This window comes from Lysinibacillus sp. NPDC047702, assembly GCF_050272555.1.
Classification (GTDB): domain Bacteria; phylum Bacillota; class Bacilli; order Bacillales_A; family Planococcaceae; genus Lysinibacillus.
The window spans coordinates 39941-64762 of the sequence record NZ_JBNNMG010000023.1; the positions used below are offsets into that span (position 1 = coordinate 39941).

The 24822-nt window shown below is 37.9% G+C and carries 26 protein-coding genes; 6 read left to right on the forward strand and 20 right to left on the reverse strand.

What is annotated here, in order from left to right; translation table 11 throughout:
• Positions 1–13: 13 nt before the first annotated feature.
• The 10 genes from ACQKIM_RS12930 to prsW form a co-directional block, all read right to left on the reverse strand.
• The gene (locus tag ACQKIM_RS12930) at positions 14–802 is read right to left on the reverse strand and encodes a hypothetical protein (protein ID WP_427544441.1); all 789 of its coding nucleotides are present in this window, start codon (positions 800–802) and stop codon (positions 14–16) included.
• Positions 803–824: 22 nt separating this feature from the next.
• Entirely contained in the window at positions 825–1037 is a 213-nt protein-coding gene (locus tag ACQKIM_RS12935; RefSeq protein WP_427544444.1) for a DUF2768 domain-containing protein, read from the reverse strand.
• Between the two features lie 201 nt (positions 1038–1238).
• Positions 1239–2252, reverse strand: coding sequence for an NAD(P)H-dependent glycerol-3-phosphate dehydrogenase (locus ACQKIM_RS12940; protein ID WP_427544447.1), 1014 nt, complete (start codon positions 2250–2252; stop codon positions 1239–1241).
• Positions 2253–2372: 120 nt separating this feature from the next.
• Complete coding sequence (gene der, locus ACQKIM_RS12945; RefSeq protein ID WP_427544449.1) at positions 2373–3683, reverse strand: ribosome biogenesis GTPase Der; 1311 nt, start codon at positions 3681–3683, stop codon at positions 2373–2375.
• A 307-nt stretch (positions 3684–3990) separates the two neighbouring features.
• Entirely contained in the window at positions 3991–5127 is a 1137-nt protein-coding gene (gene rpsA / locus ACQKIM_RS12950; RefSeq protein WP_427544452.1) for a 30S ribosomal protein S1, read from the reverse strand.
• Between the two features lie 102 nt (positions 5128–5229).
• Positions 5230–5904: a (d)CMP kinase gene (gene cmk / locus ACQKIM_RS12955; protein WP_427544454.1), complete on the reverse strand. Its 675-nt coding sequence runs from the start codon at positions 5902–5904 to the stop codon at positions 5230–5232.
• A gap of 142 nt (positions 5905–6046) precedes the next feature.
• Complete coding sequence (locus ACQKIM_RS12960; RefSeq protein ID WP_427544457.1) at positions 6047–6706, reverse strand: flagellar brake protein; 660 nt, start codon at positions 6704–6706, stop codon at positions 6047–6049.
• Positions 6707–6790: 84 nt separating this feature from the next.
• Positions 6791–8074, reverse strand: a complete 1284-nt coding sequence (locus tag ACQKIM_RS12965) for a PepSY1/2 domain-containing protein (RefSeq protein ID WP_427544460.1) — start codon at positions 8072–8074, stop codon at positions 6791–6793.
• Between the two features lie 15 nt (positions 8075–8089).
• A complete protein-coding gene (sleB, locus tag ACQKIM_RS12970; RefSeq protein WP_427544462.1) occupies positions 8090–8914 on the reverse strand; it encodes a spore cortex-lytic enzyme in 825 nt (274 codons plus the stop codon).
• 97 nt (positions 8915–9011) lie between these two features.
• Entirely contained in the window at positions 9012–9686 is a 675-nt protein-coding gene (gene prsW, locus ACQKIM_RS12975) for a glutamic-type intramembrane protease PrsW (RefSeq protein WP_427544465.1), read from the reverse strand.
• Positions 9687–10023: 337 nt separating this feature from the next.
• On the opposite strand from prsW, the gene ACQKIM_RS12980 reads away from it, so the two are divergent.
• A complete protein-coding gene (locus tag ACQKIM_RS12980) occupies positions 10024–10992 on the forward strand; it encodes an asparaginase (RefSeq protein WP_427544468.1) in 969 nt (322 codons plus the stop codon).
• Between the two features lie 27 nt (positions 10993–11019).
• Here ACQKIM_RS12980 and ACQKIM_RS12985 read toward each other — a convergent pair whose 3' ends face one another.
• The 8 genes from ACQKIM_RS12985 to ACQKIM_RS13020 all read right to left on the reverse strand — a co-directional run bounded on the left by ACQKIM_RS12985 (position 11020) and on the right by ACQKIM_RS13020 (position 18871).
• Positions 11020–12561 (reverse strand): aminotransferase class V-fold PLP-dependent enzyme, encoded by a 1542-nt coding sequence (locus ACQKIM_RS12985; RefSeq protein ID WP_427544471.1) that lies wholly within the window; start codon positions 12559–12561, stop codon positions 11020–11022.
• A 4-nt stretch (positions 12562–12565) separates the two neighbouring features.
• The gene (locus ACQKIM_RS12990) at positions 12566–13126 is read right to left on the reverse strand and encodes a glycerol-3-phosphate acyltransferase (protein WP_427544474.1); all 561 of its coding nucleotides are present in this window, start codon (positions 13124–13126) and stop codon (positions 12566–12568) included.
• An 89-nt stretch (positions 13127–13215) separates the two neighbouring features.
• Positions 13216–14181 (reverse strand): YpdA family putative bacillithiol disulfide reductase, encoded by a 966-nt coding sequence (locus tag ACQKIM_RS12995; RefSeq protein WP_427544476.1) that lies wholly within the window; start codon positions 14179–14181, stop codon positions 13216–13218.
• Positions 14182–14401: 220 nt separating this feature from the next.
• Positions 14402–14599, reverse strand: coding sequence for a hypothetical protein (locus ACQKIM_RS13000; protein ID WP_427544479.1), 198 nt, complete (start codon positions 14597–14599; stop codon positions 14402–14404).
• A gap of 28 nt (positions 14600–14627) precedes the next feature.
• Complete coding sequence (locus ACQKIM_RS13005; RefSeq protein ID WP_427544482.1) at positions 14628–15383, reverse strand: metallophosphoesterase; 756 nt, start codon at positions 15381–15383, stop codon at positions 14628–14630.
• 163 nt (positions 15384–15546) lie between these two features.
• Complete coding sequence (locus ACQKIM_RS13010) at positions 15547–16317, reverse strand: LysM peptidoglycan-binding domain-containing protein (RefSeq protein ID WP_427544485.1); 771 nt, start codon at positions 16315–16317, stop codon at positions 15547–15549.
• 85 nt (positions 16318–16402) lie between these two features.
• Positions 16403–17845, reverse strand: a complete 1443-nt coding sequence (locus ACQKIM_RS13015) for a RecQ family ATP-dependent DNA helicase (RefSeq protein WP_427544487.1) — start codon at positions 17843–17845, stop codon at positions 16403–16405.
• On the reverse strand, positions 17846–18871 hold the full coding sequence (locus ACQKIM_RS13020) for a helix-turn-helix domain-containing protein (protein WP_427544490.1): 1026 nt from the start codon (positions 18869–18871) through the stop codon (positions 17846–17848).
• 107 nt (positions 18872–18978) lie between these two features.
• Here ACQKIM_RS13020 and ACQKIM_RS13025 point away from each other — a divergent pair, with 107 nt between their 5' ends.
• From ACQKIM_RS13025 to ACQKIM_RS13035, 3 genes are all read left to right on the forward strand, one after another.
• Positions 18979–19227 carry a ferredoxin gene (locus tag ACQKIM_RS13025; protein ID WP_427544493.1) on the forward strand — a complete coding sequence of 83 codons (249 nt, stop codon included), beginning with the start codon at positions 18979–18981 and terminating at the stop codon, positions 19225–19227.
• A gap of 252 nt (positions 19228–19479) precedes the next feature.
• Entirely contained in the window at positions 19480–20262 is a 783-nt protein-coding gene (locus ACQKIM_RS13030) for an enoyl-ACP reductase FabI (protein WP_427544495.1), read from the forward strand.
• Positions 20263–20392: 130 nt separating this feature from the next.
• Positions 20393–20710, forward strand: coding sequence for a BRCT domain-containing protein (locus ACQKIM_RS13035; RefSeq protein WP_427544497.1), 318 nt, complete (start codon positions 20393–20395; stop codon positions 20708–20710).
• A gap of 146 nt (positions 20711–20856) precedes the next feature.
• Here ACQKIM_RS13035 and ACQKIM_RS13040 read toward each other — a convergent pair whose 3' ends face one another.
• Both ACQKIM_RS13040 and ACQKIM_RS13045 read right to left on the reverse strand, forming a co-directional pair.
• Positions 20857–21531, reverse strand: a complete 675-nt coding sequence (locus tag ACQKIM_RS13040; protein ID WP_427544499.1) for a peptidylprolyl isomerase — start codon at positions 21529–21531, stop codon at positions 20857–20859.
• Between the two features lie 208 nt (positions 21532–21739).
• Positions 21740–22945 (reverse strand): MFS transporter, encoded by a 1206-nt coding sequence (locus ACQKIM_RS13045; protein WP_427544502.1) that lies wholly within the window; start codon positions 22943–22945, stop codon positions 21740–21742.
• 310 nt (positions 22946–23255) lie between these two features.
• Between ACQKIM_RS13045 and ACQKIM_RS13050 the strand changes: the two genes are divergently transcribed.
• Together ACQKIM_RS13050 and ACQKIM_RS13055 are read left to right on the forward strand one after the other, a co-directional pair.
• Positions 23256–24080, forward strand: coding sequence for a methyl-accepting chemotaxis protein (locus tag ACQKIM_RS13050; protein WP_427544504.1), 825 nt, complete (start codon positions 23256–23258; stop codon positions 24078–24080).
• Between the two features lie 14 nt (positions 24081–24094).
• Positions 24095–24643: a GNAT family N-acetyltransferase gene (locus ACQKIM_RS13055; protein ID WP_427544515.1), complete on the forward strand. Its 549-nt coding sequence runs from the start codon at positions 24095–24097 to the stop codon at positions 24641–24643.
• Positions 24644–24822: the final 179 nt, after the last annotated feature.

Here is a 24822-nt window from a genome sequence, read left to right on the forward strand (position 1 = left end):
AGCTTATCAACTATTATTTATTAGTTTGAGATTCGGCCTCTTTCTTGGCCTTTTCTATCGCTTTTTCTCTAGCTTTTTTTGCATCACTATCATAGGCTTCCATAAAATAGATTGGTTCGCCATTTTCATCGACTGTATATGGTACTGAATATGCTGGTACTACTGGATATTTATCAATAAGCAGCTGGCGAATATCTTCACCAGGTTTAACATCAGGATTGTCTCCTTTTAGTAGTTGACCTAAATCGATTGAATAGTCGACATGCATTTCACCATCACCTGTCATAAATAAAGGTAATTCGGCACCAGAATAAGGACTTTTGACAGTTACATCTTTTTTATAGCCTAATTGTTGAAAATCAATTTGAAACACATTATCTGCAGTATTTCCTTTTATCGGTAAATATTGAGAAGATATTTTACGAATATTAATCTCACGGATACGCTCCGCTGCATTTAAATCGACTAGTTTAACTGTTGCCTTATTCTCAGGATCCCAAATAATATATTGGAAAATACCACCTTTTTCATAGGCATTCCCAGGAATTTGTGCAAGATATTTCGGCATTAGTTTCTCAAAATCAATTAAATATTTTATATAAATATCAGTATCTAGTTCACTATTTTTAATAGGAACTAGCCCACCAGTTGCTTCACGATATTCATCCACCGCACGCTGAACCGCCGCTAATTGATCTACATCCGGGACTACTTTAGCCCTCTTCTCGTCTTCAGGAGTTACACACCCTACTAGAAGTATCGCGGTTGCAAGCACCATTACAATAGCACTTAATTTCTTCATGTCACTTCCACCTCATTATTTTTTATGCTGGCCATGTGGCAACAATCAGTACCATTAAGAAAGTACCAAGCCCAAACAATATGTATGCTGATAAATTTACGATTGTACGTAAAAAAACATTTGAAATCTTATGCCGTGCTAAATAAATTAAACCGACTGAGATAATCATAAAGCCGATACAATAAAATGATACCCACATTACGTCTAAGGCAGGCATATGTGCTAACGGACCCATTTAAGACAACCACCTTTCTTTAATGTCACAAAACAATCAAAGTTTATTATACTATGTGCTTTCGCTAAAAAGAAATAGTTGTCCATTAACTATCATCAAATCGACAACCTTTTGATTAGCACACAATAAAAGTGTCCCAGCATTACCGCTGGGACACCTTATTTATGTCCATATTATGACAAAACTATTCAATAATTTAATTTATGAAATCTCATCAATTTCTCGCTTTTTCATACGCATCATTAATGCATCAACAGCTATTTTCGGTTCTACATCATTAAAGAGCACACTATAAAGCTCTGTTGATATCGGCATGGCAACATTATATTTCTCTGCTAATTGATAGGCAGCCTTCGTTGTACGCACACCTTCTACCACCATGCCCATTTGATCAAGGACCTCTTGTAGCTTCATCCCTTTTCCAAGCAAATGACCTGCGCGCCAATTTCTAGAATGCACACTTGTACATGTTACAATCAAATCACCCATGCCTGTTAGTCCTGCGAATGTAAAGGGATTCCCCCCCATTTTAACACCAAGGCGTGTAATTTCAGCTAATCCTCGAGTAATCAGTGCTGCTTTAGCATTATCACCATAATTTAAGCCATCTGTAATCCCAGCAGCTAATGCAATAACATTTTTTAGCGCACCGCCAATTTCAACGCCGATGACATCTTCATTCGTGTAAACACGGAAAAATTGATTCATAAATAGGTCCTGTACTTTTTCAGCAGCCCCAATATTAGCACAGGCTGCTGTCACAGTTGTTGGATGATGTAATACAACCTCCTCTGCATGACTTGGACCAGAAAGTACAACAATTTCCTCTATGAATTCAGCTGGGAGACTCTCTGCTAGAATTTCTGAAATTCTTTTTAGTGAATCTGGCTCTATTCCCTTAGAAACATGAACAAATAGAATTTTTTTATCGAGAGATACAACCATTTTTTCACATACTTCTCGAATGGCCTTAGTTGGTACAGCAACTATAATTATTTCCGAATGAGCAACTGCCTGAGCAATATCATTTGTAGCATGCAAATTTATTGGTAATATCGTTTCTGGTAAATACTTTTTATTCGTATGCAGGCTGTTTATTTCTTCAGCTTGATCAGCTCGATGAGTCCATACAAGCGTATCATGTCCATTTTCTGCAAGTACCATTGCTAGTGCAGTTCCCCATGAACCTGCACCTAACACACAAACTTTTTCCATTCAAAATCCTCCCTTTTCATAGCGCCTGTAATAGATTTTCAATGATGCATGACCTTTTTTGTAAAAAGACGCCATCCAACAAAAAACGTCGGATAGGCGTACTGTCTGTGTATCATTTTTCTAGGCACGAGCACGAGTAATTAAACGAATTGGCGTCCCTTCAAAATCAAATGTTTCTCGAATACGATTTTCTAAAAAACGTTCATAAGAGAAATGCATCAGTTCAGGTTCATTTACAAAAATCACAAACGTTGGTGGCTGTATTGCAACCTGTGTTGCATAGTAAATACGTAAACGGCGACCTTTATCTGTCGGTGCTGGATTACGTGCCACAGAATCTTCAATTACTTCGTTTAAAATGGATGATTGAATTCGCATTGAATGATTTTCACTTACACGCTGGATAATCGGTAAAATTTGATGTACCCGTTGTTTGGTATTAGCCGATACAAAAATAATCGGTGCATAGTCTAAGAATAAGAAGTGCTCTCGAATTTGTTGTGTAAAGACGTTCATTGTCTTCTCATCTTTTTCAATTGCATCCCATTTATTCACAACAATGATAACAGCTTTTCCAGCCTCATGCGCATAGCCAGCAATTTTTTTGTCCTGCTCTTGTATGCCCTCTTCTGCATTTAGCACAACTAGCACAACATCAGAGCGTTCAATGGCACGTAAGGCGCGCAATACAGAATATTTCTCTGTCGTCTCATAGACCTTTCCCTTTTTGCGCATACCCGCTGTATCAATAATGACATATTCATGTCCATCGTACTCATATGGTGTGTCAATCGCATCGCGCGTTGTACCAGCAATATTACTAACAATAACGCGTTCCTGTCCTAAAAATGCATTCACTAACGAGGATTTCCCTACATTAGGACGACCAATGAGCGAGAATTTAATAACATCATCCCCATATTGCTCCTCATCCTCTTTTGGGAAGTGTTTAGCACATTCATCTAATAAATCCCCTAAGCCTAAGCCGTGAGAGCCTGAAATCGGCCAAGGCTCACCAAAGCCAAGTGCATAGAAATCATAGATCATCTCACGCATATCTGGATTATCAATTTTATTTACTGCTAAAACGACTGGTTTCTTTGTTTTGTATAAAATTTTTGCCACTTGCTCGTCTGCAGCTGTTACACCCTCACGACCGTTTGTCATAAAAATAATAACATCTGCTTCTTCAATCGCAATTTCAGCCTGCTGGCGAATTTGCTCTAAAAACGGCTCGTCTCCAATCTCGATACCACCTGTATCAATAATATTAAAGTCATGTGTTAACCACTCTGCCGAACTATAAATACGGTCACGTGTTACTCCTGGGATATCTTCCACAATCGATACACGTTCCCCAACGATACGATTAAAAATCGTCGACTTACCTACGTTCGGACGACCTACGATGGCTACTACTGGTTTCGTCATCTGTACTTCATCCTTCCAAACTTCTTGTCTTTCGCTATTATACACGAAAAATGCCATTATATCATATCATATCCATTAAATAGAGCGCTATGTATCATGACTCTGTCAATTTGAAGATCATATCCCCAATTTCGGGAGTTCTATCCACCACATTGAAGGTTCTTTCCGCTACTTTACATTCTATCCATCACTTTGAAGATTCTATCCTGCACTTTATAAGTTCTATCCTCCCTGTTCAAAGATTCTATCCGTCACTACTCCAACAACAAAAAAGCGAGGACACAACATGCATCCTCACCCGATTAGTTTATTTAAAGTTCTTTAATTTATCACCTATGACATCACCGAAAGAGAAGCCTGTGTTTTCTTCTGGTAATTCATAGTCAATTACTTCTTCTGCCTCAGGATTTTCGAGTAAATCTTTAATGCTTAGAGCTAGACGCCCTTCCTCGCCATTGACGTCAAGCACCTTTACTTGTACCACTTGTCCTTCTTTTAATGCCTCATGTGGTGTATTAATATGCTTATGTGCGATTTGCGAAATATGCACTAAGCCTTCTACGCCTGGGAAAACCTCCACAAACGCGCCAAATGACGTTAGACGTTTTACTTTGCCATCTAATACAGTTCCTTTAGCGGCACGCTCTTCGATATTCGACCAAGGCCCAGGAATCGTTTCTTTAATAGACAATGAAATACGCTCGTTTTCTGGATCAACTGAAAGAACTTTTACTGTTACCTCTTGTCCCTCTGATAAAACCTCACTCACATCGCTTACATGCTCATGCGACACTTGTGAAATATGCACAAGACCATCAATACCTCCAAGATCAATGAATGCCCCAAATGATGCTATTCGTTGAACTTTTCCATTTAACACGTTGCCTGCTTGAATTTCATTAATGACTTGTTTCTTTTGTGAAGCTTTTTCTGCTTCGACCACAGCACGATGTGATAAAATTAAACGATTTTTTTCCTTATCAAGCTCAACAATTTTAAAGCTTAGTGATTTGCCTTTATAGCCTTCAAAATCGTCAACAAAGTAGTCTTCTACAAGTGATGCTGGTACGAAGCCACGTACACCTAAATCTACGACAAGACCACCTTTAACAATATCTTTGACTTCCGCTTCGAATACTTCTTCAGCGGCAAATTGTTGCTCAAGTGTATCCCATGCTTTTAAAGCATCTACTTTACGTTTTGATAAGACATAGTTCTCTTCTTCAACCTTTGTGATCATCAACTCTAATTCATCTCCAACAGAGATAACATCAGAAGCTTTTTCAATGTGTAAGCTTGATAATTCACTGATTGGTACGATACCATCAAACGGTGCACCTGGAATTGAAACAGTTACCGCTTTTTCATCAACCTGCTCTGCAATACCTTTGACGATATCACCTTCGTTAAACGTTTGTTCTGCATAGTTCATTTCTTCAGACATATGTAACCCTCCTTCGCATCTTCCCTTACTATTTTATTCGATATTGAAGACAAAGACAAAAATAAATCCTTTAAATTCAAAAAATGTCTGAAATTTTAGGATTTATACCATTTTATCTTGCGCTAATCTTAAAATAGCTTGTGCTGCATCGTCAATGGACAATGATGTCGTATCTAAAAATATAGCATCCTCTGCTTGAATTAGTGGTGATGCTTCCCGTTCACTATCCATTTTGTCGCGCAGAGCAATTTCTTCCTGAAGCTTTTCAATGGATGACTCTATCCCTCGTTTTTGATTGTCGATTAAACGGCGTCTTGCCCGTTCCTCTACTGTTGCAGACATAAAGATTTTTAATTCTGCATTTTTTAACACATGTGTAGCAATATCGCGCCCATCCATCACAACGCCACCATTAGCCGCAAGCTTTTGCTGCTGTGCTACTAACAGTTCTCGAACCTTTGCATGGGCGGCTACTTGTGAAACAGAGGAAGTTACCTCATTTGATCGGATTTCCGCTGAAACATTATTGCCATCCAAAAAGACAAGCTGACCTTGCGGAGATGGCTTTAATTCGATTGTGCTTGCTGCAAGCATTTCTGCTAATTTTGTTTCATCATCTAAATGTATGTTCTGTTGCATTGCTTTATACGTAACTGCACGATACATTGCACCTGTATCGATATAAGTAAATCCTAGAGTTTCTGCAACTATTTTAGCGATCGTACTTTTCCCGGCACCAGCAGGACCATCAATCGCAATTTGAATGTTTTTCATCATAATTTCCCCTACTTTCTATCACACCATATTGTAACATATAAAGATAAAAAAACCCTCTAACTCACAGAGGGCTTTTCTTAAATCCATGACAATAATATGCCACCATATTTCACAACATTTCTCACTCGCTCAAAAATTAGGTTCAAAAGTCAAAGGGGTTTAATTCTTTACGTCGATTGACTAGCTGACGTTCAAAACAGAAACGTACGATATGTTGCTGATCGACATCATCTGTATCAATTAATCGAATGGTTGCAATGATTTTGTCATCTTTTTCAAAAATCCGCACGATAGTTGCTTCTGTAATAACATATTTTACATCCCCATTGGCATATGGTAATACGATTGTGATCTTAACCTCATCACCGTCTTTAAAAGCAACTTCTCCTTTTAACATAACTGCTATACCGCCAGCACTAATATCTTCTGTTACAAGCTGATATTTATAATCCTTAAACTGTATTGCCACATCTACAGGCGTTTCCACACGTACATACTCACGACGTTGAATTTTGATAAATTCTTCTGCCTTTGGACAATGCAACATAATCATAGGTACATTGCCAGCTTTACGCCCAATCACTTCTGTACTAAAAGCAAAGGATTGTTTGTCTTCGGTACGAAAAGTTGCTCTAAATTCAGAGCCATCTATTAAAAATGCTGTTTTTTTTGTTGCAATATTTATCGGATAATCAATGTAAAGAATATTATCTTTTTGTTCTACAACTTTACAGCGGAATTTTTCAACACGCTCTGTATAAGTAGGTTCAAGTTGTAAAAGTGTACCAATTTTTATTTCCATGAGCATCTCCCCGAACAAAAATATAATTTCATTATCGCATGAGATGCTCATTTTGGCTATACGAATTGGTAGTTTTTTCTTGGATTAAGTTAAATATTCCACCTTTAAAACGTTGTGATTTTCAGCATCAATGACAATCCTGAAGGTTTCAGGTGATTCACCATCTCGAACCGCAATCACTTCATAACAAAGACGCTGTTCAAATTGACCATTATCAGTATAAATATTTTTTACTTCCTCCACTTTAACATCCTTGTCGAAGAATGTTTTCCAGTCAATTGGTTTTGCGGTTTGTTGTTTAATTGTCTCTTCCTGAATATATTCCATTGCATTCACACCAAGCAACTCCCCAGTATCCTTCGCTAGTTTTAACTGAACGCCATCAGCATAAATGACTGCGTTATCCCCAGGATGTACACGTGCAAATGTGACATGCCATGCTTGATGGTTTTCACGAGATTCAACAAATGCCACATCATTTATACCAAGTCGCTTTAAATGTTCCTCAGCCTTTTTCATAATCTCATCCTGCGAAAGCCTTGCCTCATCTACAGGTCGCTCAACTAAATAGGATAATAAATGTCCACCCTTTTCAGTAAGGTCCACATATCCTAGACGAATACCTTGGTGGAATTGAATATGATAAAACGGATATGGTGCTGTATCACTGCTTTTCGTCACTGTAAATGTGGCATCTTTAATGATAGGGAACATATTTTTCACTTTTTCTAATGCTTCTTTTTCCGTAATAACGGAATCCTGTAATGCTTTTAGCTCTATTTTTTTCTGCCAATCAGATTCACTTAATGTCAGTGGGAAATCTTTTTCACTGTAATCCTTTAGCGTCTTTTGAACATTATCAAATGTTGTATTTGGATTTTTTTGATCTACTTGTCTCAACCAGACATCCATATTACCGTTATTCTTATAAAAATCGACGGTTGCCGCTGTCCATTCATCCGAAAGTGATTGCAAATTTGTAGAAATCTGTGGCATTTTTTCACGCCACGCTTGGTAATCCCCTGTTTTAGCTGTTTTCTTTGCTTCATCTCCCAGACGTCCTAAGTAACTTAGCCATTGGTTAGAAAGTTCCTGACCAATAGGAATATTAGATATAGATGAACGAACATCGGAGCTTAATCGCCACACAGAATCTAACTCATTGTGAATGGCTTGATCATTTTGAAATAACAGAGATTGTGAAACAGAGCGTTGTAGATGAGATAACTTCTCTGAGGCATCCGTTAATTTATCAGTATATTGGGCAAGCACAGTACGTTGTAAACTTTCCTTTTCTCCGTGTAAATTAATGCTGTATGCACCTAAGCCAATAACGGCTGCTGTAAGTATAGCAAGCATGGTTTTCATTTATTTTCCTCCTTTCTATGAACAGAAAATATGTTCTCCAATTTGTTTAATTTGAGGTCGTGACCAAATCCACTTACTTGTAGCTGTTTTCGGATTAAAATAATAAAGTGCATTTTCTGAAGGGTCCCAGCCATTCATAGCATCAATGACTGCCTCTTTTGCTCGTTGGTTTGGTTCAAGCCAAATTTGCCCATCTGCCACTGCAGTAAACGCTAAAGGTTGGAATATTATACCAGAAATTGTATTTGGGAAATCAGGACTTTCCAAGCGATTTAAAATAACGGCTGCTACCGCTACCTGCCCCTCATAAGGCTCACCTCTTGCTTCACCATAAACCGCATTCGCTATTAGCTGTAAATCTCTTTCTGTATACTTAGGAGGAACTTGTGTTTGAGTGCCATTATTATTACTGCTACCACTGCTTTTACCGCCACCGCCTCCACTGCTGCTGGTAGTATTCTTAACCTGCTGTTCCAGCGGTACGCCGCCATAATAGGTAAATTGATTTCCTGCATTTAATTGGGCTTTTACCCATCCTTCATCATAATCAGAATATCCAGACAATGTTTTCTTCGTTTTAGACCCAGCTATTCCATCCACCGGTAAGCCATATTTTTCTTGAAAATTTCGCAAAGCCCAATATGTGTTATAACCAAATTTGCCATCAATTTTACTTTTATAAAATCCTAAGTATTGTAGCCTTGCTTGTAACTCAATGACATCATCTCCATAAGCACCACGAGTAATTTGCTGCTCAGTAAATGCGATAGCGTCATTTTGCGGAATCGTAAATATACTTATTGCTAGTATCAAAGCAAAAACTATGCTTAATAAACGCATGATTATCACTCCTTTTTTTCATAGCTTGAAACAAACGACTCATTTTATACATAAAAAAAATAGAAAAGCGTAGAAATCTTTTATTGATTTCTACGCTTTATATTTTTTTATGCATATGCAAATGCTGCACAAGGTGATAGTGAGCAAGTTTCACTTTTCTTAGGCCAAACCACCATAAAAATAGCATAAACGGTATCATTAAATATACCCAATAACCTTTAAATGATAAAATTGTATTATATAAAATGTGTAATACTACCGGTGCACAAAGCGCCATAGCAATCATTTCATTCGTCTTTGCAAGCTTCGAGAACTTGGCACGTCCATAATAATAGCCCATTACAACACCGAACAAGGCATGACTTGATACAGGTAATAAAGCTCGCATAAATGCCGTATCTAAACCGAATGAAAATAAATATAATATATTTTCAACCGTTGCAAAACCAAGTGATACACTTGCACCATACAGTATGCCATCATAGGGATCATCAAATTCAACATGATTGTAGATGGCAATTAAAAGCACAAACCATTTAAAAAATTCTTCAACTACACTAGAAAAAACAACATCTTGTAGATAAAGATATTGAAAAACCCCTTCCTCTGTTAGGACATATTGTAAAAACAAAATAGGAAATGTTAAAAATGCACCATACAAAAACGTTTGAAGTAAGGTTTTTCTTGGCTCCGTTGCCATCTGATTGCGCAAATAGAAATAACTAAAAAGCGCTAGACCGGGAGCAATGGCAGCTGATAATAAAATGATCATGTTGCCGGCTCCTTTCAACATCAATTTCGCATTGACATAATTATGTTCAGTTTTTAAATTATGTTAGCATAATTTAAAAATCGACATCCTCTTGAGGCTTTGGGACAGCAAAAATTGATCACATTAGCGCCCTCACAGGATGTTAAATTCTATACCTGAGTTAATTTTATAAGTCATAAATACCATCTATTGAAAAATACATTTGTAAATCTCAGATGGAAAATACCTACGACATTAAACTTCCATTTTCGACAAAAAAATATCTATTAGCTGAAGTTAAACTGCTATTATTATACCATGTAATGACAAAATTTTTTTAAAAGGAGCTATTATTTTTATGAAAAAAACAATTTTATTAATTCATACAGGTGGCACAATATCTATGGCGATGAGTGAAGAGGGTGCTGTCATGCCAAATAAGGAAAATCCTCTTATGCAAGAAAGCAGCAAGCTCAACTCATTAGCAACGATTATTGAAACGGAAGCCTTTAACCTTCCATCACCACATATCACACCAAAAGAAATGCTACTCTTACGCAATCTAATAATTGATAAAGTATCAGAGGAAACAATTGATGGCGTTGTGATCACACACGGAACAGATACATTAGAAGAAACAGCTTATTTTTTAGAGCTGACAACTGATTTATCGATTCCGATTGTCTTAACGGGTGCAATGCGCTCCTCCAATGAACTTGGTGCAGATGGGATTTATAATTTAATGGAAGCAGTTCGTGTAGCTGTAGATGAAGAAGCTCGTGAAAAAGGTGTGCTAGTTGTCATGAATGATGAGGTCCATCTTGCTGTCAATACGACAAAGACAAGCACTAGTTCTGTAAACACCTTCCAATCACCTCAATATGGACCCATCGGCCTTATTACAAAATCAAGAATACTATTTCACCATGCCCCTATCCGCCGCCAATATGTTGATATACAAGGGTTATCAAAACGAGTGGCCATGCTAAAAGTCTATGCAGGCATGGAAGTTGATTTACTCGATGTTGTCCTCGCATGTAAATATGATGGCGTAGTATTAGAAGGACTTGGACAGGGCAATGTACCTCCAACCGTTGTGAAGGGGATTGAAAGCTTATTAGAACGTGGTATTCCTGTTATACTCGTTTCCCGTTGTTTTAATGGTATTGCAGAAGGTGTCTACGGCTATGTAGGCGGTGGCAAAATGCTGGAAGACCTAGGCGCAATATTTGCCACTGGCATTAATGGACAAAAGGCACGATTAAAATTATTAATAGGGTTAAATAAATCAGGTACTCCACTTAACCTAAAGGATTTTTTCATGTAAATCAATGTATTCCATTCTCCTTGTATCTTATGCTTCAACAATCTGTTGATAATAGCACAAAATCTCTTGGAGACGAGCAATGGCTTGTTCAAAATCTGGTTGGATTATCGATAGCTGAATGAAATCATGTTCACGTAAATAACGGCTATCTCCATGAACAAATAGTTGATTTAACCTTAAATCTGTATGTAAATGTGATAGAGCCTTCGGACATTTTAACGTGATGAGCATTGGATAATAAGTTGTTGATAATTTATAGTGCATGAACGGTAGCTGCAGTAGAGTCTCAAAGCGCTGCTGTAGCAGTTCATAGCGTGCTGGATATGCCTGAAGTGCCGCTTCTACATTTCTAACCAAGGTTGCAGGTAATGTGAATGGAATGGCTCCCTGCTGATAGTTCGCTAAATCCAAATAGGCTGGTAACGAGGTTGATGGCTTCATAAGTTTCTGTGAAAAAACAAATGCTAGGCCGCTTAATGCACCTATTGCCTTGCCACTCACAGCTGTCGCTAGATAACAATCCATTAAAGAGAATGGTAACGCTCCAAAAGTGCTAATACAATCAACGCAGAGCTTGATATCGTAACGTTTTGTTAGCTGCACAAGCTGCTCTAAGTTATTACAAGTACCTGTTGAAGTTTCACCATGTACAGTAAGCAACCACTGATAACATCCCTTTTGTAGCAATGCCTCAATATTCGCAACTTCAAAAGCTTGACTCCATTCCTGCTCTACTACATCAAAATTTAATGTCCATCGCTCCGCCTGCTTGCGTAAACGTTCTCCAAATTCTCCATTTGTTAAAATAATCCCTCGTCCTAATTGCTGTGCTTTTAGTTGTCCAAGCATTACCTCATTCGCTAACGTACCAGTCCCAACAACAATAGCAACATGGTGAGCCTCAGATAGTAGCAGGAGCTTAGATATCACACGTCCATAAAGGGATTGAAATGCGGCAGTGCGATGAGATAGATCTGAATATTCTATCGAGCCCTCCTGCTTTACTGGACCTGGATAAAATGTATGACCTCCAGTTACAAGTCTATGCTGGAAGGACTGTTCAAATTGCTGTCTAGTTAATAACATTGGTAAAAACATAGCATCCTTTGTACCGACAGCAGGTGCAAATTGCTTGAATCCTATTTGTTTATATAGCTTCTCTTCACGAGTTGTGCCAGAAATGACAGCTGCAGTATACCCCTTTTCATAGGCAAAAGCATTCAGGGCCTGCGATAATTTTAATAGTACTCGCCCTGTTCGATAAGCCTTCTTTACAGCAAGTAAACGAATTTCGCAAAGCTTGGCACATTGTGCTGGTGATAAATATTGTTCCACCTTTCCAATTTTTTCATCAATGGAAAATGGTCGTTGATCTCGAAAGGCTACCATCCCGATTAATTCAATTCCTTTATAGACAACGAGATATGTATTTTCCTGATGAAAGCGATCGACCTTCTTTTTTGCAGAATTAGGTTCATGTTGCGGAATTTCCTCCACAAAGGTTTCATAATTTAAACGAGCAATCGCTTCAAATTCTTTATCAGTATGGGCTATTTTGCACCAGTACATCTTGTCACTTCCCTTTTTCTAAAGATTCCTTAATATTCGGCATATGCTTAATCAGCATACAAAGCATCGCTATGAGTATCGGTATGTATAGTTGAAAATTTCCCGTTAGGACAATAGCCGCACTATATAAAACAAAGCCCCCAACCATACCAAGGGTAAGACTTCTAGTAAGGGCAAGCACAAGAGCAGTTCCTAAAATCATCCAAAAAAATAGATCTGGCGAAAGAGCAAGACCGACCCCAATAAAAGTAGCTACTCCTTTTCCACCGTTAAATTTCAACCAAACAGGGAATAAATGGCCGATGATGACACAGGTCACTCCCACAATTATTATCCACTCTTCAAGGTGCCATAATCGTCCTAGGAGAACGACTGCCACACCCTTCAGTGAGTCGCCGAAAAATGTCCATACGAATGCCGTTTTGCCAATTACACTCCCTGCATTACGGGCCCCTAAGTTTTTACTTCTTTCTTCTTGAAGGTTAATCCCATATGCTTTTCCAACGAAAAAAGCTGTCATAAAGTTTCCTATTAAATAACTTAAAAGCCAGTACAACCCACTCAAATGGACACCTCCAATCATCGTTATGTAGCAAAATTCCCTCCATTTACTTAAAAAAGCTGTATAGACCACATGCCTATACAGCCATAAATTTATTTTGTTCTTTTAGCAATGGTTTGTGCAATACAATTGCCATGGAAGCGACCATTTTCGATAAAAATCTCATTAGCATTATTTCCTGCTGCAATCACACCAGCAATAAATAATCCTTCTATATTCGTTTCCATCGTCTCTGGCGTAACAAATGGACAACCTGTTTCATCATCAATAGATACGCCCATAGCTCGAATAAACGAATGATCTGGATGATAGCCAGTCATGGCAAATACAAAATCATTTTTAAAAATTTCTTCTTGGCCATCTGTCTCTAAAACAACCTCATGCTCACGAATCTCTAGCACATTTGTATTGAAAAGCATTTTCACTTCTCCATTGCGTACTACCCCATCAAATTCTGGCAATACCCATGGCTTGATGCTAGATGAGTACTCATTACCACGATAAACAACCGTTACACGTGCGCCAGCTTTATTTAGCTCAAGCGCTGCATCTACAGCTGAATTTTTCCCTCCTATCACTAACACATCCGTATCAAAAAATTCATGTCCTTCTTTAAAATAATGGAAGACTTTTGGCAATTCCTCTCCCTTTATATTTAAATAATTGGGATTGTCATAGTAACCAGTTGCTATCACAACATAGGGCGTTTCATATATTTCTTTATCTGTAGTTACTGTAAACAAAGCGTCATTTTTCTTCACGCTATTTACTTTTTCAAAGCGATGAACCTGAATATTTTTCAAACGCACAACTTCTCGATAATACACAAGTGCTTGATTTCGTTTTGGTTTGCGTCCTTCAATAATAAAAGGTACATCTCCGATAGCTAGACGTTCACTTGTACTAAAAAAGGTTTGATGTGTAGGATAATTGTAAATCGCGTTAACAATGTTTCCTTTTTCAATCACTATTGGCTGTAATCCAATATTTTGCAAAGCTATTGCTGCTGCTAATCCACATGGGCCGCCTCCAACAATTATGGCATCTGCTTGCTGCATTTCTTGACACTCCTATCAAATTCGATTAGCGAAGGGTGCTAATCTTTTGCTTTTACACAGTCAATTTCGCCTTGGCGTAATTGCGTCCGGATTTTGAATTGTGCTCAGGCCTGCACGATGCAGGTCAGTTAGCCGTTTTCGCAGGCTAACATCCTTTTTTCATTCCTTTGAAAATCCGTGACATCCGCCGGAAGCTTTGGGCCGACATGATGTTGGTCACTCAGTCGTGTGTTGCTGTCGCTTCTCTTTCGCACAGATAAATTGCCACAGGACGTGGCGTTCTTAGATTGAGTTCCGCTATTTCAGTAGGTGTCTGAACACCCACTGAAAAGAAACGAAAAACCGCATTCATCTCACCACCTGTAGAGGTGAGAGTCTTCTGCTGAATGAAGATAAAAATTAGATGATTCATTTTCATTATACGCCTTCTATCAGAATTTGGTTGTTTATTTACCCGAAATTTCAATGTCAATAATATGACACTGTGGTTTTGCACCAAGTCTAAAAGGTAATAATGTTGTACCATAGCCGTTACTTACTAATGTCATGACACCTTCACGCTTCCGATAAGAGCCATTCGGATGGGCACCATAAGGACCAATTCTAATTTGCCCGCCATGTAAATGTCCGCCAATCATTAAATCAGCTCTAAATTTTGCACGTACCCTCGCAAAAACACCAGGATTATGAGAAATAAATACAACTAAATCATTCTCATCAACTTTTTCAAATGCTTTATCAAAGCTATATTTTTTTGTTGATGTGTCTTCAATCGCACTTAACCAAAAACGATTTTTCTTTGGCAAGAGAACAGCATCATTCGCAATAATTTGGACAGCGTGCTCATTTAATATGCTACGTAGCCGCTCCTCACCAACCTCTCTGTCATTATTTCCCCAGACAAAAAAAGTCGGACCTAAAGAGGTTAGCAATTTTAGATTGTCATGAATACGTTTAATCGGTGTACGTCCATCAGCAAAATCTCCACCAATTATAACCGCATCAAACTGATTATCTAATTGTTCAATCATTTGTCGATTAATTTTGCGTAAATGTGTATCCGAAATAAAAAATAGTTGAATCTTTTCCTGTTTACCCTTTAATAGCAATTGATGATGTAAGACATTGTTTTCATGTGCCACCTTCCACATATAGAGCAGGAACACGATGACTACTAAAACCAATAGTCCAATATAAATCATTCTCTCACATCTCCTTACGAAAGCAAAAAGACGATTCGTTTTTTATGAAGAATCGCCTTTTTACTAAATTAGACGTACGCCTCAACCTTTTTGTTGTTAACGGCGTTTGTCCATTATTTTATACTAGAAAAACTTCATTGCCAAAGAATGACACCCGTTTTTCTTACGGTAATTTAATGACTTGCCCAACCATTACTGTATCTGAAGACATGCCATTTGCTGCACGAATTTTCGCTAGCGTTGCTTCACTTCCATCACCGTAGTGATTCAAGGCAATACGATATAAATTTTCTTTTTCCTTCACTGTATGTGTACTTGCTTTTGCAGCATTCTTTGCTTCTTCCGCCTTACGTGCTTGTTCAGCCTTTTTAGCCTCTTCCGCTTTTCTTGCTGCCTCTGCTTGCTGTTGTGCTAGTTTAGCCTGCTCAGCCTTTTTAGCTTCCTCGGCCTTTTTAGCTTCCTCAGCCTTTCTAGCATCTTCAGCTTTTTTAGCCTCCTCAGCCTTCTTTGCTTCCTGAGCAGCTTTTTGCTCAGCTGCTAATTTTTCAGCGTCCTTTTTAGATTGATCCTCTGCTTCCTTATTCGCTTTATCATCTTCTTTATTATTGCCAGTTGACCCAGAGGCATCCGTTTTATTTCCTGATTTATCAATCTCTAAAACTTGTCCAGGAGTATTTTTTTCAGCCTCTTCAATCGTTTTGCCTGGTTCGTAGAATTTTAAAAAATAGATTAAAATTGAAAATGGAATTAGGATAAAGATTACAAAGAGAATCGTCATTAAGGGCATTTTGCGTTTTGTCTTTTTTGGCTTTTTATCAGGAGTTCCATTTTTATTCATTCTGGAAACCCTTGACAAAGTTTGCTGATCCTTTTGTTCATCTTCAAATGATTGTCGATGCTCTTCAATTTTATCGCGGTAATCTTCTTTACTCATTCGACCTTCCCCCAACCTTACTACGCTTTCTATCATTCTATTATGACGAATTTTGCGAAAAAAGTAAATGACCGTCAGTTGTAGCCTAAAATCCCATTAGGAGATGCTTTAAACGGCCTTCCCATGGCATCATTTCTATTTTCCTTTCTTCCTTCAAGCGTACTTTATTGATTTCATCATAATGGATTCCACAATTTTCACAACAGTTTTCCGGTTTTTTCTGCAATTTTTGCCCAAAATACCCGACTAGTTGTGCGCGAATGCAGTCTTTTGTCTGAGAAATTTTTTTCATTTCATCAACAGCTCTATATTTTTCTAATGCCAATTGATTTAATCGTGCCTTTACTTGTTCCATACTTTCTTGCTGTAACCAATAATCCAGCACACGGAAGGCTGTTTCACTTAGCTCACCATTTTTCAGCATTTGGGATGGCTGAATACGTTGATTTAGTAATTCCTGATAGCGTTCGACATGACCAGAAGACGGTAAATCTCCTGTTACAACAAATTTCGCAAGCTCCTCGTCACCTTCACAATACAGTAAAATGGCTAGAGCTGGCTGACCATCACGACCCGCTCGACCTATTTCCTGCATATAATTTTCTACATTCGCAGGCATCGTTTCATGGATGATCTGCCGAATATCTGGTTTATTAATCCCCATACCAAAAGCATTTGTTGCCACAATCCAATCGAGCTCGCCATCAATAAATTGTTGCTGGATAAACTGACGATCCTCTGCACCGTAGCCAGCATGATAAGCTGCCGTACGTATACCTGCTTGAATCAGCACCTCACAGTATTGTTCTGCACGCTTCCTTGAGGATATATATACTATACCTGGTCCCGCCGTCTTTTTGATATGCTGCAATATCCACTGCGCTTTATCACCTTTATCCTCAAAGGTAACACGTCCTAAATGTATATTAGGGCGATCTACATCATACATAAATTCAAACGGGTCATTTAAGGACAATGTTTTACATATATCCTTTACAACCTTATCAGTTGCAGTTGCTGACAGGGCTAAAACTGGGGGGCGATTCACCTGAGAAAACCATTGACTAATCCGTAAATAATCTGGTCGAAAATCAAAGCCCCATTGCGAAATACAATGTGCTTCGTCTACTACAATTAGATCCAACTTCATTTGTGAAAGCTTTTCCTGAACCTGCGTCTGGAGCAGCATTTCTGGTGAAGTAAAAATAAATCGATATTGCTCTAAAAAATGCAGGGCGTATCGTTTTTCAGTGAAGGTTAAAAAAGAGTTTAGGGCGACGACTCTCTTTTCACCAAAGCGTTTTAGCTCCTCAACCTGATCCTGCATTAACGAAAGTAAAGGAGAAATAACAAGTACTGGTTTTTGTAAAATGTAGCCCGACAATTGATAGCAAAGTGACTTTCCCATCCCAGTTGGTAATAAAGCGATCACATCTTTTTTTTGAAGAATCGCTTCAATTACCTCCTTTTGACCAGGACGAAATGTTGTATACCCAAAATATTTCGCCAATGCTTGTTCAAGCTCCATTTACACTTCTCCTTTCGCAAGGATAAGTTTTAATTGGAAATAACTCATACCTTCAACTATTTCATGTAATGATTTTAATTTCTTTGTTTGATATTGTTTCGAGGCTTGCCAAACCTTTTCTGCTTCCTCATAAGAGACAAAAGAACCAATCGAAAAGTTTGGTTCATACATGGCTAATTCTACTAAATGATCCTCAATTGTACTTTGTTTAAGTTTTCTTATTTGCACAATCTGCTCAATTGAATAGCCCTGCTCATATAAATGTGCTGTTTGCTGTGCAGAATCGGTAATTAACGCCTTCACTCTTAGTCCCTCTGCAATATCACCAAGCAAAGGATAATTTTTTTGGTGTACTTCATTTAATAATGTATGTAGAAGCTCAATAAATGCTAATTGACTATCTAAAACGGTTTCTTTACGTTCACTAGCAAGTTGCTGCCACGTCCATCCTGGTAAATTATGACCGCTTAGTCGATATAGGACAAGCTGTTTATTAGCATCTGCTAAGGACAATCCTGCAAGCACTCTTTCGCATTCTGCTAATAATTGCTCCTGTAAATGCCCATTCTGATAATTTTGCTTAAGTAAAAATGATCGAACCCATGATTGAATTGTTACATCTCTACTAATCGGGGAAAAAGAACGAACCCCAGCACTTTGATAGGAGAGACTTTGTACAATTAAAGACAATCTTGCAAAAAAAATATGCTCATTTCCTCGATAGTGCCATCCATCAAATAAAAAAGCAGGCGTTTGCTCTGCTCGCTGTAAACCTAGCTTTTTCAGGGAATAGTGACCAGATTCCTGCATATTTAACCAACTATATTGTGAAAATAATTTTACAGCATCATCAAATGTTGTTCTCGGCAGCTTTGCCAATAATCCAAAGTAAGGATGCAGATGAAATAGTCCAATGTCTTGTATAGTCTGACCTGAACGCTTTCCTCTTAATATATGATAGGCAGCAGAAATCGTTCTTTCGTTATTGAGCTTTTGAAAGATTTGCAATAGAATTTGATGAAACATAGACGCAAATTCCTCCAATTTCATAGTATTTATGTTGAAATGTCAGATAAACATCTTTAGAATGAGTATGAAGCTTTGTAGGAACATTGTAAAAGGAGAGAATAATAATGGCTAAATTCACAATAGTTGATAAAGATACATGCATCGCTTGTGGCGCATGCGGAGCCGCAGCACCAGACATTTATGATTATGATGATGAAGGTATTGCCTTCGTTATTTTAGATGATAACATGGGAACAGCTGAAGTTCCAGAAGATCTATTAGAAGACATGCAAGACGCTTTTGAGGGCTGCCCAACTGACTCCATTAAAGTTGCAGATGAAACATTTGATGGCGACGCATTAAAATTCGAATAGATGAAACGCTATTAGCAAATTTGAAGGCATCCAAAGCTGGGTGCCTTCTTACTTTTAAAACGCCTTAGATTAATATAAAAATCATAATGCAAGGATTCATCTCTAAATAAAAATGAGATGAATTTTTTTGTACCTCTTCTTGTGAAATTGCGTTCCTCTGTCATCTTGTTATTGCAACCATTTTTTATGTATGATAAGATTTTAGTAGTTGGTACTAATAACAGATATTATTTCATAAAGGGGTTCTAATAGATGATGGATAATTTATTACAATTAAAAGATAAAAATATTGTGGTAATGGGTGTAGCGAACGATCGTAGTATCGCATGGGGCATTGCCAAACGTTTATTTGATGTCGGTGCTAATGTTATTTTCACATATCGTCAAGAACGTTCATTGAAAAAATTACAAAAGCAATTAGAAAATATTGGACAATCTGATTCACTAATTGTGCAATGTGACGTGAACAGCGATGACAGCACTAAGGCTGCTTTTGATGAAATTGGTTCAAAAGTAGGCGTTATCCATGGTATTGTGCACTCTGTAGCATTTGCCAATGCAGAGGATTTACACAACCGTTTCTTAGAAACAACTCGTGATGGCTATGCATTTGCACAAGATACTAGTGCGTATTCCCTTATCTCAGCAGCAAAAGCGGCACATCCTTATATGACTGAAGGCGGTTCAATTGTAACTATGAGCTATTTAGGAGCAGAGCGTGTGCTTGATGGCTACAATGTAATGGGCGTAGCGAAAGCAGCACTAGAGGCTTCTATGCGCTATCTTGCAGCAGATATTGGAAAAGATAATATTCGTGTCAATGCAATTTCAGCTGGAGCAATTCGTACACTTGCAGCAAAAGGCGTTCCATCCTTTAACACAATTTTACACAAAATCGAAGAAACTGCTCCATTAAAGCGTAATGTTCAGCAAGACGAAGTAGCAGATATGACAATTGTGATGCTTTCACACCTATCACGTGGTGTTACAGGCGAAACAATTTACATTGACGCTGGCTATAATATTATGGGATAAATACAAAGAAGCATGGAAAATCGTAATTGATTTTTCATGCTTCCTTTCTTAGTTTGCACGAAATGTAGATGCTGGATAAAATGAGATGATTGGGAGTGAAATCCTTTAGCATTCACTAAGGAGAATCAACATGGACAAAAATAAGGACAACACTGAAATCATTTATCTTTCTGACACATCTGAATGCTTCATGCACCCATTTTATAATAAACAAATCGTCTTTACAGGAGCTCTTTCTACTATGGTACGTGCAGAAGCTGCGAAAAGGGTGCGGGCTTATGGAGGAATTGTCCAAGGTGCTGTTACCAAGGAGACAGATTTCGTTATTCTTGGAAAGAATCGTCGTGGGTTCAGTACAAAACAATTAAAAGCTGAGCAATTGATCAGACTCGGCTTAGACATTCAAATGATTGTTGAGGAAGATTTTATTTGGCTTATTTCGATGTAATAAAAACATTGATTTAAATGAAAAAGGTATGCAAAGTACTTTCTTCACACACCTTTTTACATTATTAAAATACTGATACTCTTTCAATTAAGTGCAAAAAACTTTAACTCAGTGCCAATTTACCAGCTACAGATTAATCACTTCGATTATTTGATTACCTTCGGAGCTGGGTAATCAAAGCCCTTTGTATCCACTTCCACCTTTTTCATTCGCTGATCTTCCAATGGCTTGTCAGCACCATCTCGCTCAGCAGCAACGATCGCATCAACTGTTTCCATCCCTTCAATCACTTTACCAAAAGCAGCATATTGACCATCAAGATTTGATGCTGTATCTACCATAATGAAGAATTGAGATCCCGCAGAATTTGGATCATTCGAACGTGCCATTGAAATAACACCTCGTTCATGCTTCAAATCGTTAGTAACACCATTAGAAGAAAACTCACCTTCTATCGAATAGTCTGGTCCACCCGTACCATTACCCGAAGGATCTCCACCTTGAATCATAAAACCAGGAATAACTCGATGGAAAATAAGACCATCATAAAAACCTTTTTTCACTAAAGTAACAAAATTAGCTACCGTATTGGGTGCTATAGAAGGCTCTAATTCAATGACTATTTTCTCGCCATTTTCCATCGTAATTGTCACAATTGGATTTTCCTTCACTTCGGAAGAATAATCTACTTTCTCTTCTGGCTCCTGTGCCTTATTTTCCACAGGCTGCTCTTTTTCTTTTGCTGTTCCGCAACCTGTCACAATAAAAGCCACTGTAAGCAAAGCAAAGACAATATAAATTCCTTTAAAACGTGCAAACATATAATTTCCTCTCCTCTTTTTAGCTCGTCTATTTATTATACCGATTAGTTTGCTTATGACAAATCATAGTTTATTGTTTTACATAGCTTTAACCCTAAAACATAGCAAATATCGTTTGAATTAATAGAATAACACCTGCAGCAAATAGCATTATTAAAAAAAAGATAATAAGTTCTAACACAATAGCACCTCACAATAACAATAATTTCTAGTGACCCACTGCTATATGTTGTTTTTTAATAATTCGCTTTAATAAAAAAGATAGTAAGCATGCAACGGCTAAAAATACAGTAATCATCGTAATAACACCAATCCAGCCGAAATGCATCCAAAATACGCCTCCCACTGTTCCTCCAACACTAGAGCCGAAATAATAGAAAAATAAATAAAGTGAGGATGCTTGTGCCTTATCATGAGTGGCGCGCTTACTCACCCATCCGCTAGCAATTGAGTGTGCTGCAAAGAAGCCAAATGTAAAGATGGTAATGCCAATAATCTTCAAACTCAGGAGGCCATGCAGTGTAAGAATGGCACCTATCAGCATAATAGCAATTGACAATAGCAGCATTTTTTGACGTCCATATCGATCAGCTAAACCGCCAAACCAAGCAGAACTGAATGTACCGACTAAGTAGATAATAAATATCCACCCAACAATTGTAGCACTTAAATTATAGGGAGGTGCCATTAGTTTAAAGCCTATATAGTTATACAGCGTAACAAAGCTTCCCATTAAAACAAAGCTAATGCCGAATAAACAGAGCATAGATGGGTCCTTTAAATGCTGAATAAGTGAGGTCGTTAATGCTTTTATTTGCAAAGGGCGTGCTGTAAAATGCTTGGAATTCGGCAGCATCCAGACAAATAACAAGCTGATGAGAAGACTAATAATCCCCAGGACAATCATGCCCACCTGCCAATTATAAAGATCCGTTAATGTTCCTATAATAATTCGTCCACTAAGTCCCCCTACTGAATTTCCACTTATGTATAAACCCATGGCCACACCCAAACTAGATGGATTGATCTCCTCTCCTAAATAGGCCATTGCAATGGCTGGCAAACCCGCAAAAACGACTCCCTGTAGTACACGTAGTACTAAAATTATTGCAAAATTGGGTGAAAAGGCAAGAGCCAAGGTAAGGATCGATGCAGCAAAAATCGAAATGGTCATTAATGATTTTCTTCCCCAAGCTTCCGACAATGAGCCAACAATAATCATACTAATAGATAGTGCAAAGGTTGTCGCTGATAGCGATAAGCTCGCAACGGCTGGTGACACATCAAACTCCTCTGCAAACGTTGGCAGTAAAGGCTGCGTAATATAGAGGTTAGCAAAGGTAATAAAGCCTGCTAAAAATAAAGCCCAATTTGCTTTATGAAACTCCTTTGTCCCCTTTTGAATAAAGTCCATTTGTTTCGCTCCTTAACGTACGACCAATAATACTATTATTCTAATACAATTTTCTTTAAAACACACGATAGACCGTCAAAAAATCGACAAATTCAATTCTAGTTTTATTATTTACGTTATATTTTATTTGACAATTCCTATATAAACTATTTCTTTATTTTTCTTCGCAGACTTTTACATAAAAAATTAAGATTTACTATTTTGAGTTGGCAATTATTGTGCTACAGTGAAAGTAATCATCTAGTAATCATTGTCAAAATGAGCTTCGGTGACTAGACTATTTTCGTTGCACAGACTTGGAGGAATTTTTATGAAAATTATTGAAGCCTTATCCCTTTCAGTACCGTATATCCACCTTGCATTAAAAGAGGAAGCAATTGTAGCTGTTGTTGAGAAAGAAAGTCAAATAGTTGTGAAATATTTAGCAGGCAAGCGAGTAGATTCAGGCTATAAAAATGGTCAAAAAGTAAATCCAAACGATCAAAATGTTTTCATTGCTTTTAATGGTCAAAATGCGGATGTCGTGATACCGAAGGATGTGTACGGTGTGGCCATCAATGCTTTTTCATTCCCAATTCGTGAAAATGGTAAAGTCGTAGGTGCTCTTGCATTTGGACTGCCAATTGACAATGAAATTAAACTCGAAGATTATATGAGCACAATGGATACTATCGTGAACAGTTTACAGGACAAAGTACATACAATTGCCTCACATTCTGAGGAGCTGGCTGCCACAAGCGAAGAAATTAACAAACAAGCACAGCATGCCCTTGAGGATTCTGAGAAAACAAATGAAGTAACCGATTTAATAAAGAGTATCTCCCGCCAAACGAATTTGCTTGGTTTAAATGCATCCATTGAGGCAGCTCGTGCTGGTCAGCATGGAGCTGGCTTTAACATTGTCGCACAAGAAGTCAGAAAGCTTTCCTTCGAAACATCCAGCGCCACTGAAAACATAGAAGCATCTTTACGAAATATCAATCGAAATCTTGAAAATTTGAAACAAAATATGGGACAAATCAATGACGCAACGAACGAACAGGCACAGCTTGTTCAGGATTTCAGTGAAATTATTGAAGAGTTATCTGTTCTTAGTCGTGAAATGAAGAGCTTTATGCACGATGCCTTAAAATAACAACGAGGTGAAAGATATTGATTATAAAAATCAATCCAGATTTATACTTACGCACCATTACCTTAGAAGATACAAATAATGTTTTCGCATTAACAGACAAGTCCCGCCTCTATTTACGTGAATGGCTGCCATGGTTGGATTTCACCAAAGAAGAAGCCGATACATCAGCCTATATTGAAGGGTGTATAAAGGGGCTGGAAGCACAGACCAGCCATTCGTTTGTTATCGTTTTTCACGATGAAATTGTTGGCATTGCAGGCTTTAATACCATCAATCCTAGTAATAAAATTGCGGCAATCGGCTATTGGCTCAGTGAAGGGTCACAAGGACATGGGATTATGACGAAAACCGTTAAGGCTTTACTACAATACGCATTTGTTGTATTACAGCTCAATAAAGTTGAAATTCGTGCTGCTGAGGGCAATGCGAAAAGCCGCGCTATTCCTGAACGACTAGGCTTTACTATGGAAGGTACGATTCGTGCTGCAGAATGGCTTTACGATCATTATGTCGACCATGTTGTTTATGGTATGCTTGCAAGTGAATGGCAGGACATAAAGTAACCCATGGACAGAAGCTTATTCTAGCAGGATAACAAAGCCTTACATCATAAATAGAGACCTGATGACAATAATCATCAGGTCTCTTTTCATAGTGTTGAAAAATTAAATAGTCAAGGGACTCTTTGTGAATATTTAGTCAAAATGAAGGTGATTTCCGTTCCAGGCTACTCGCTTTCCTG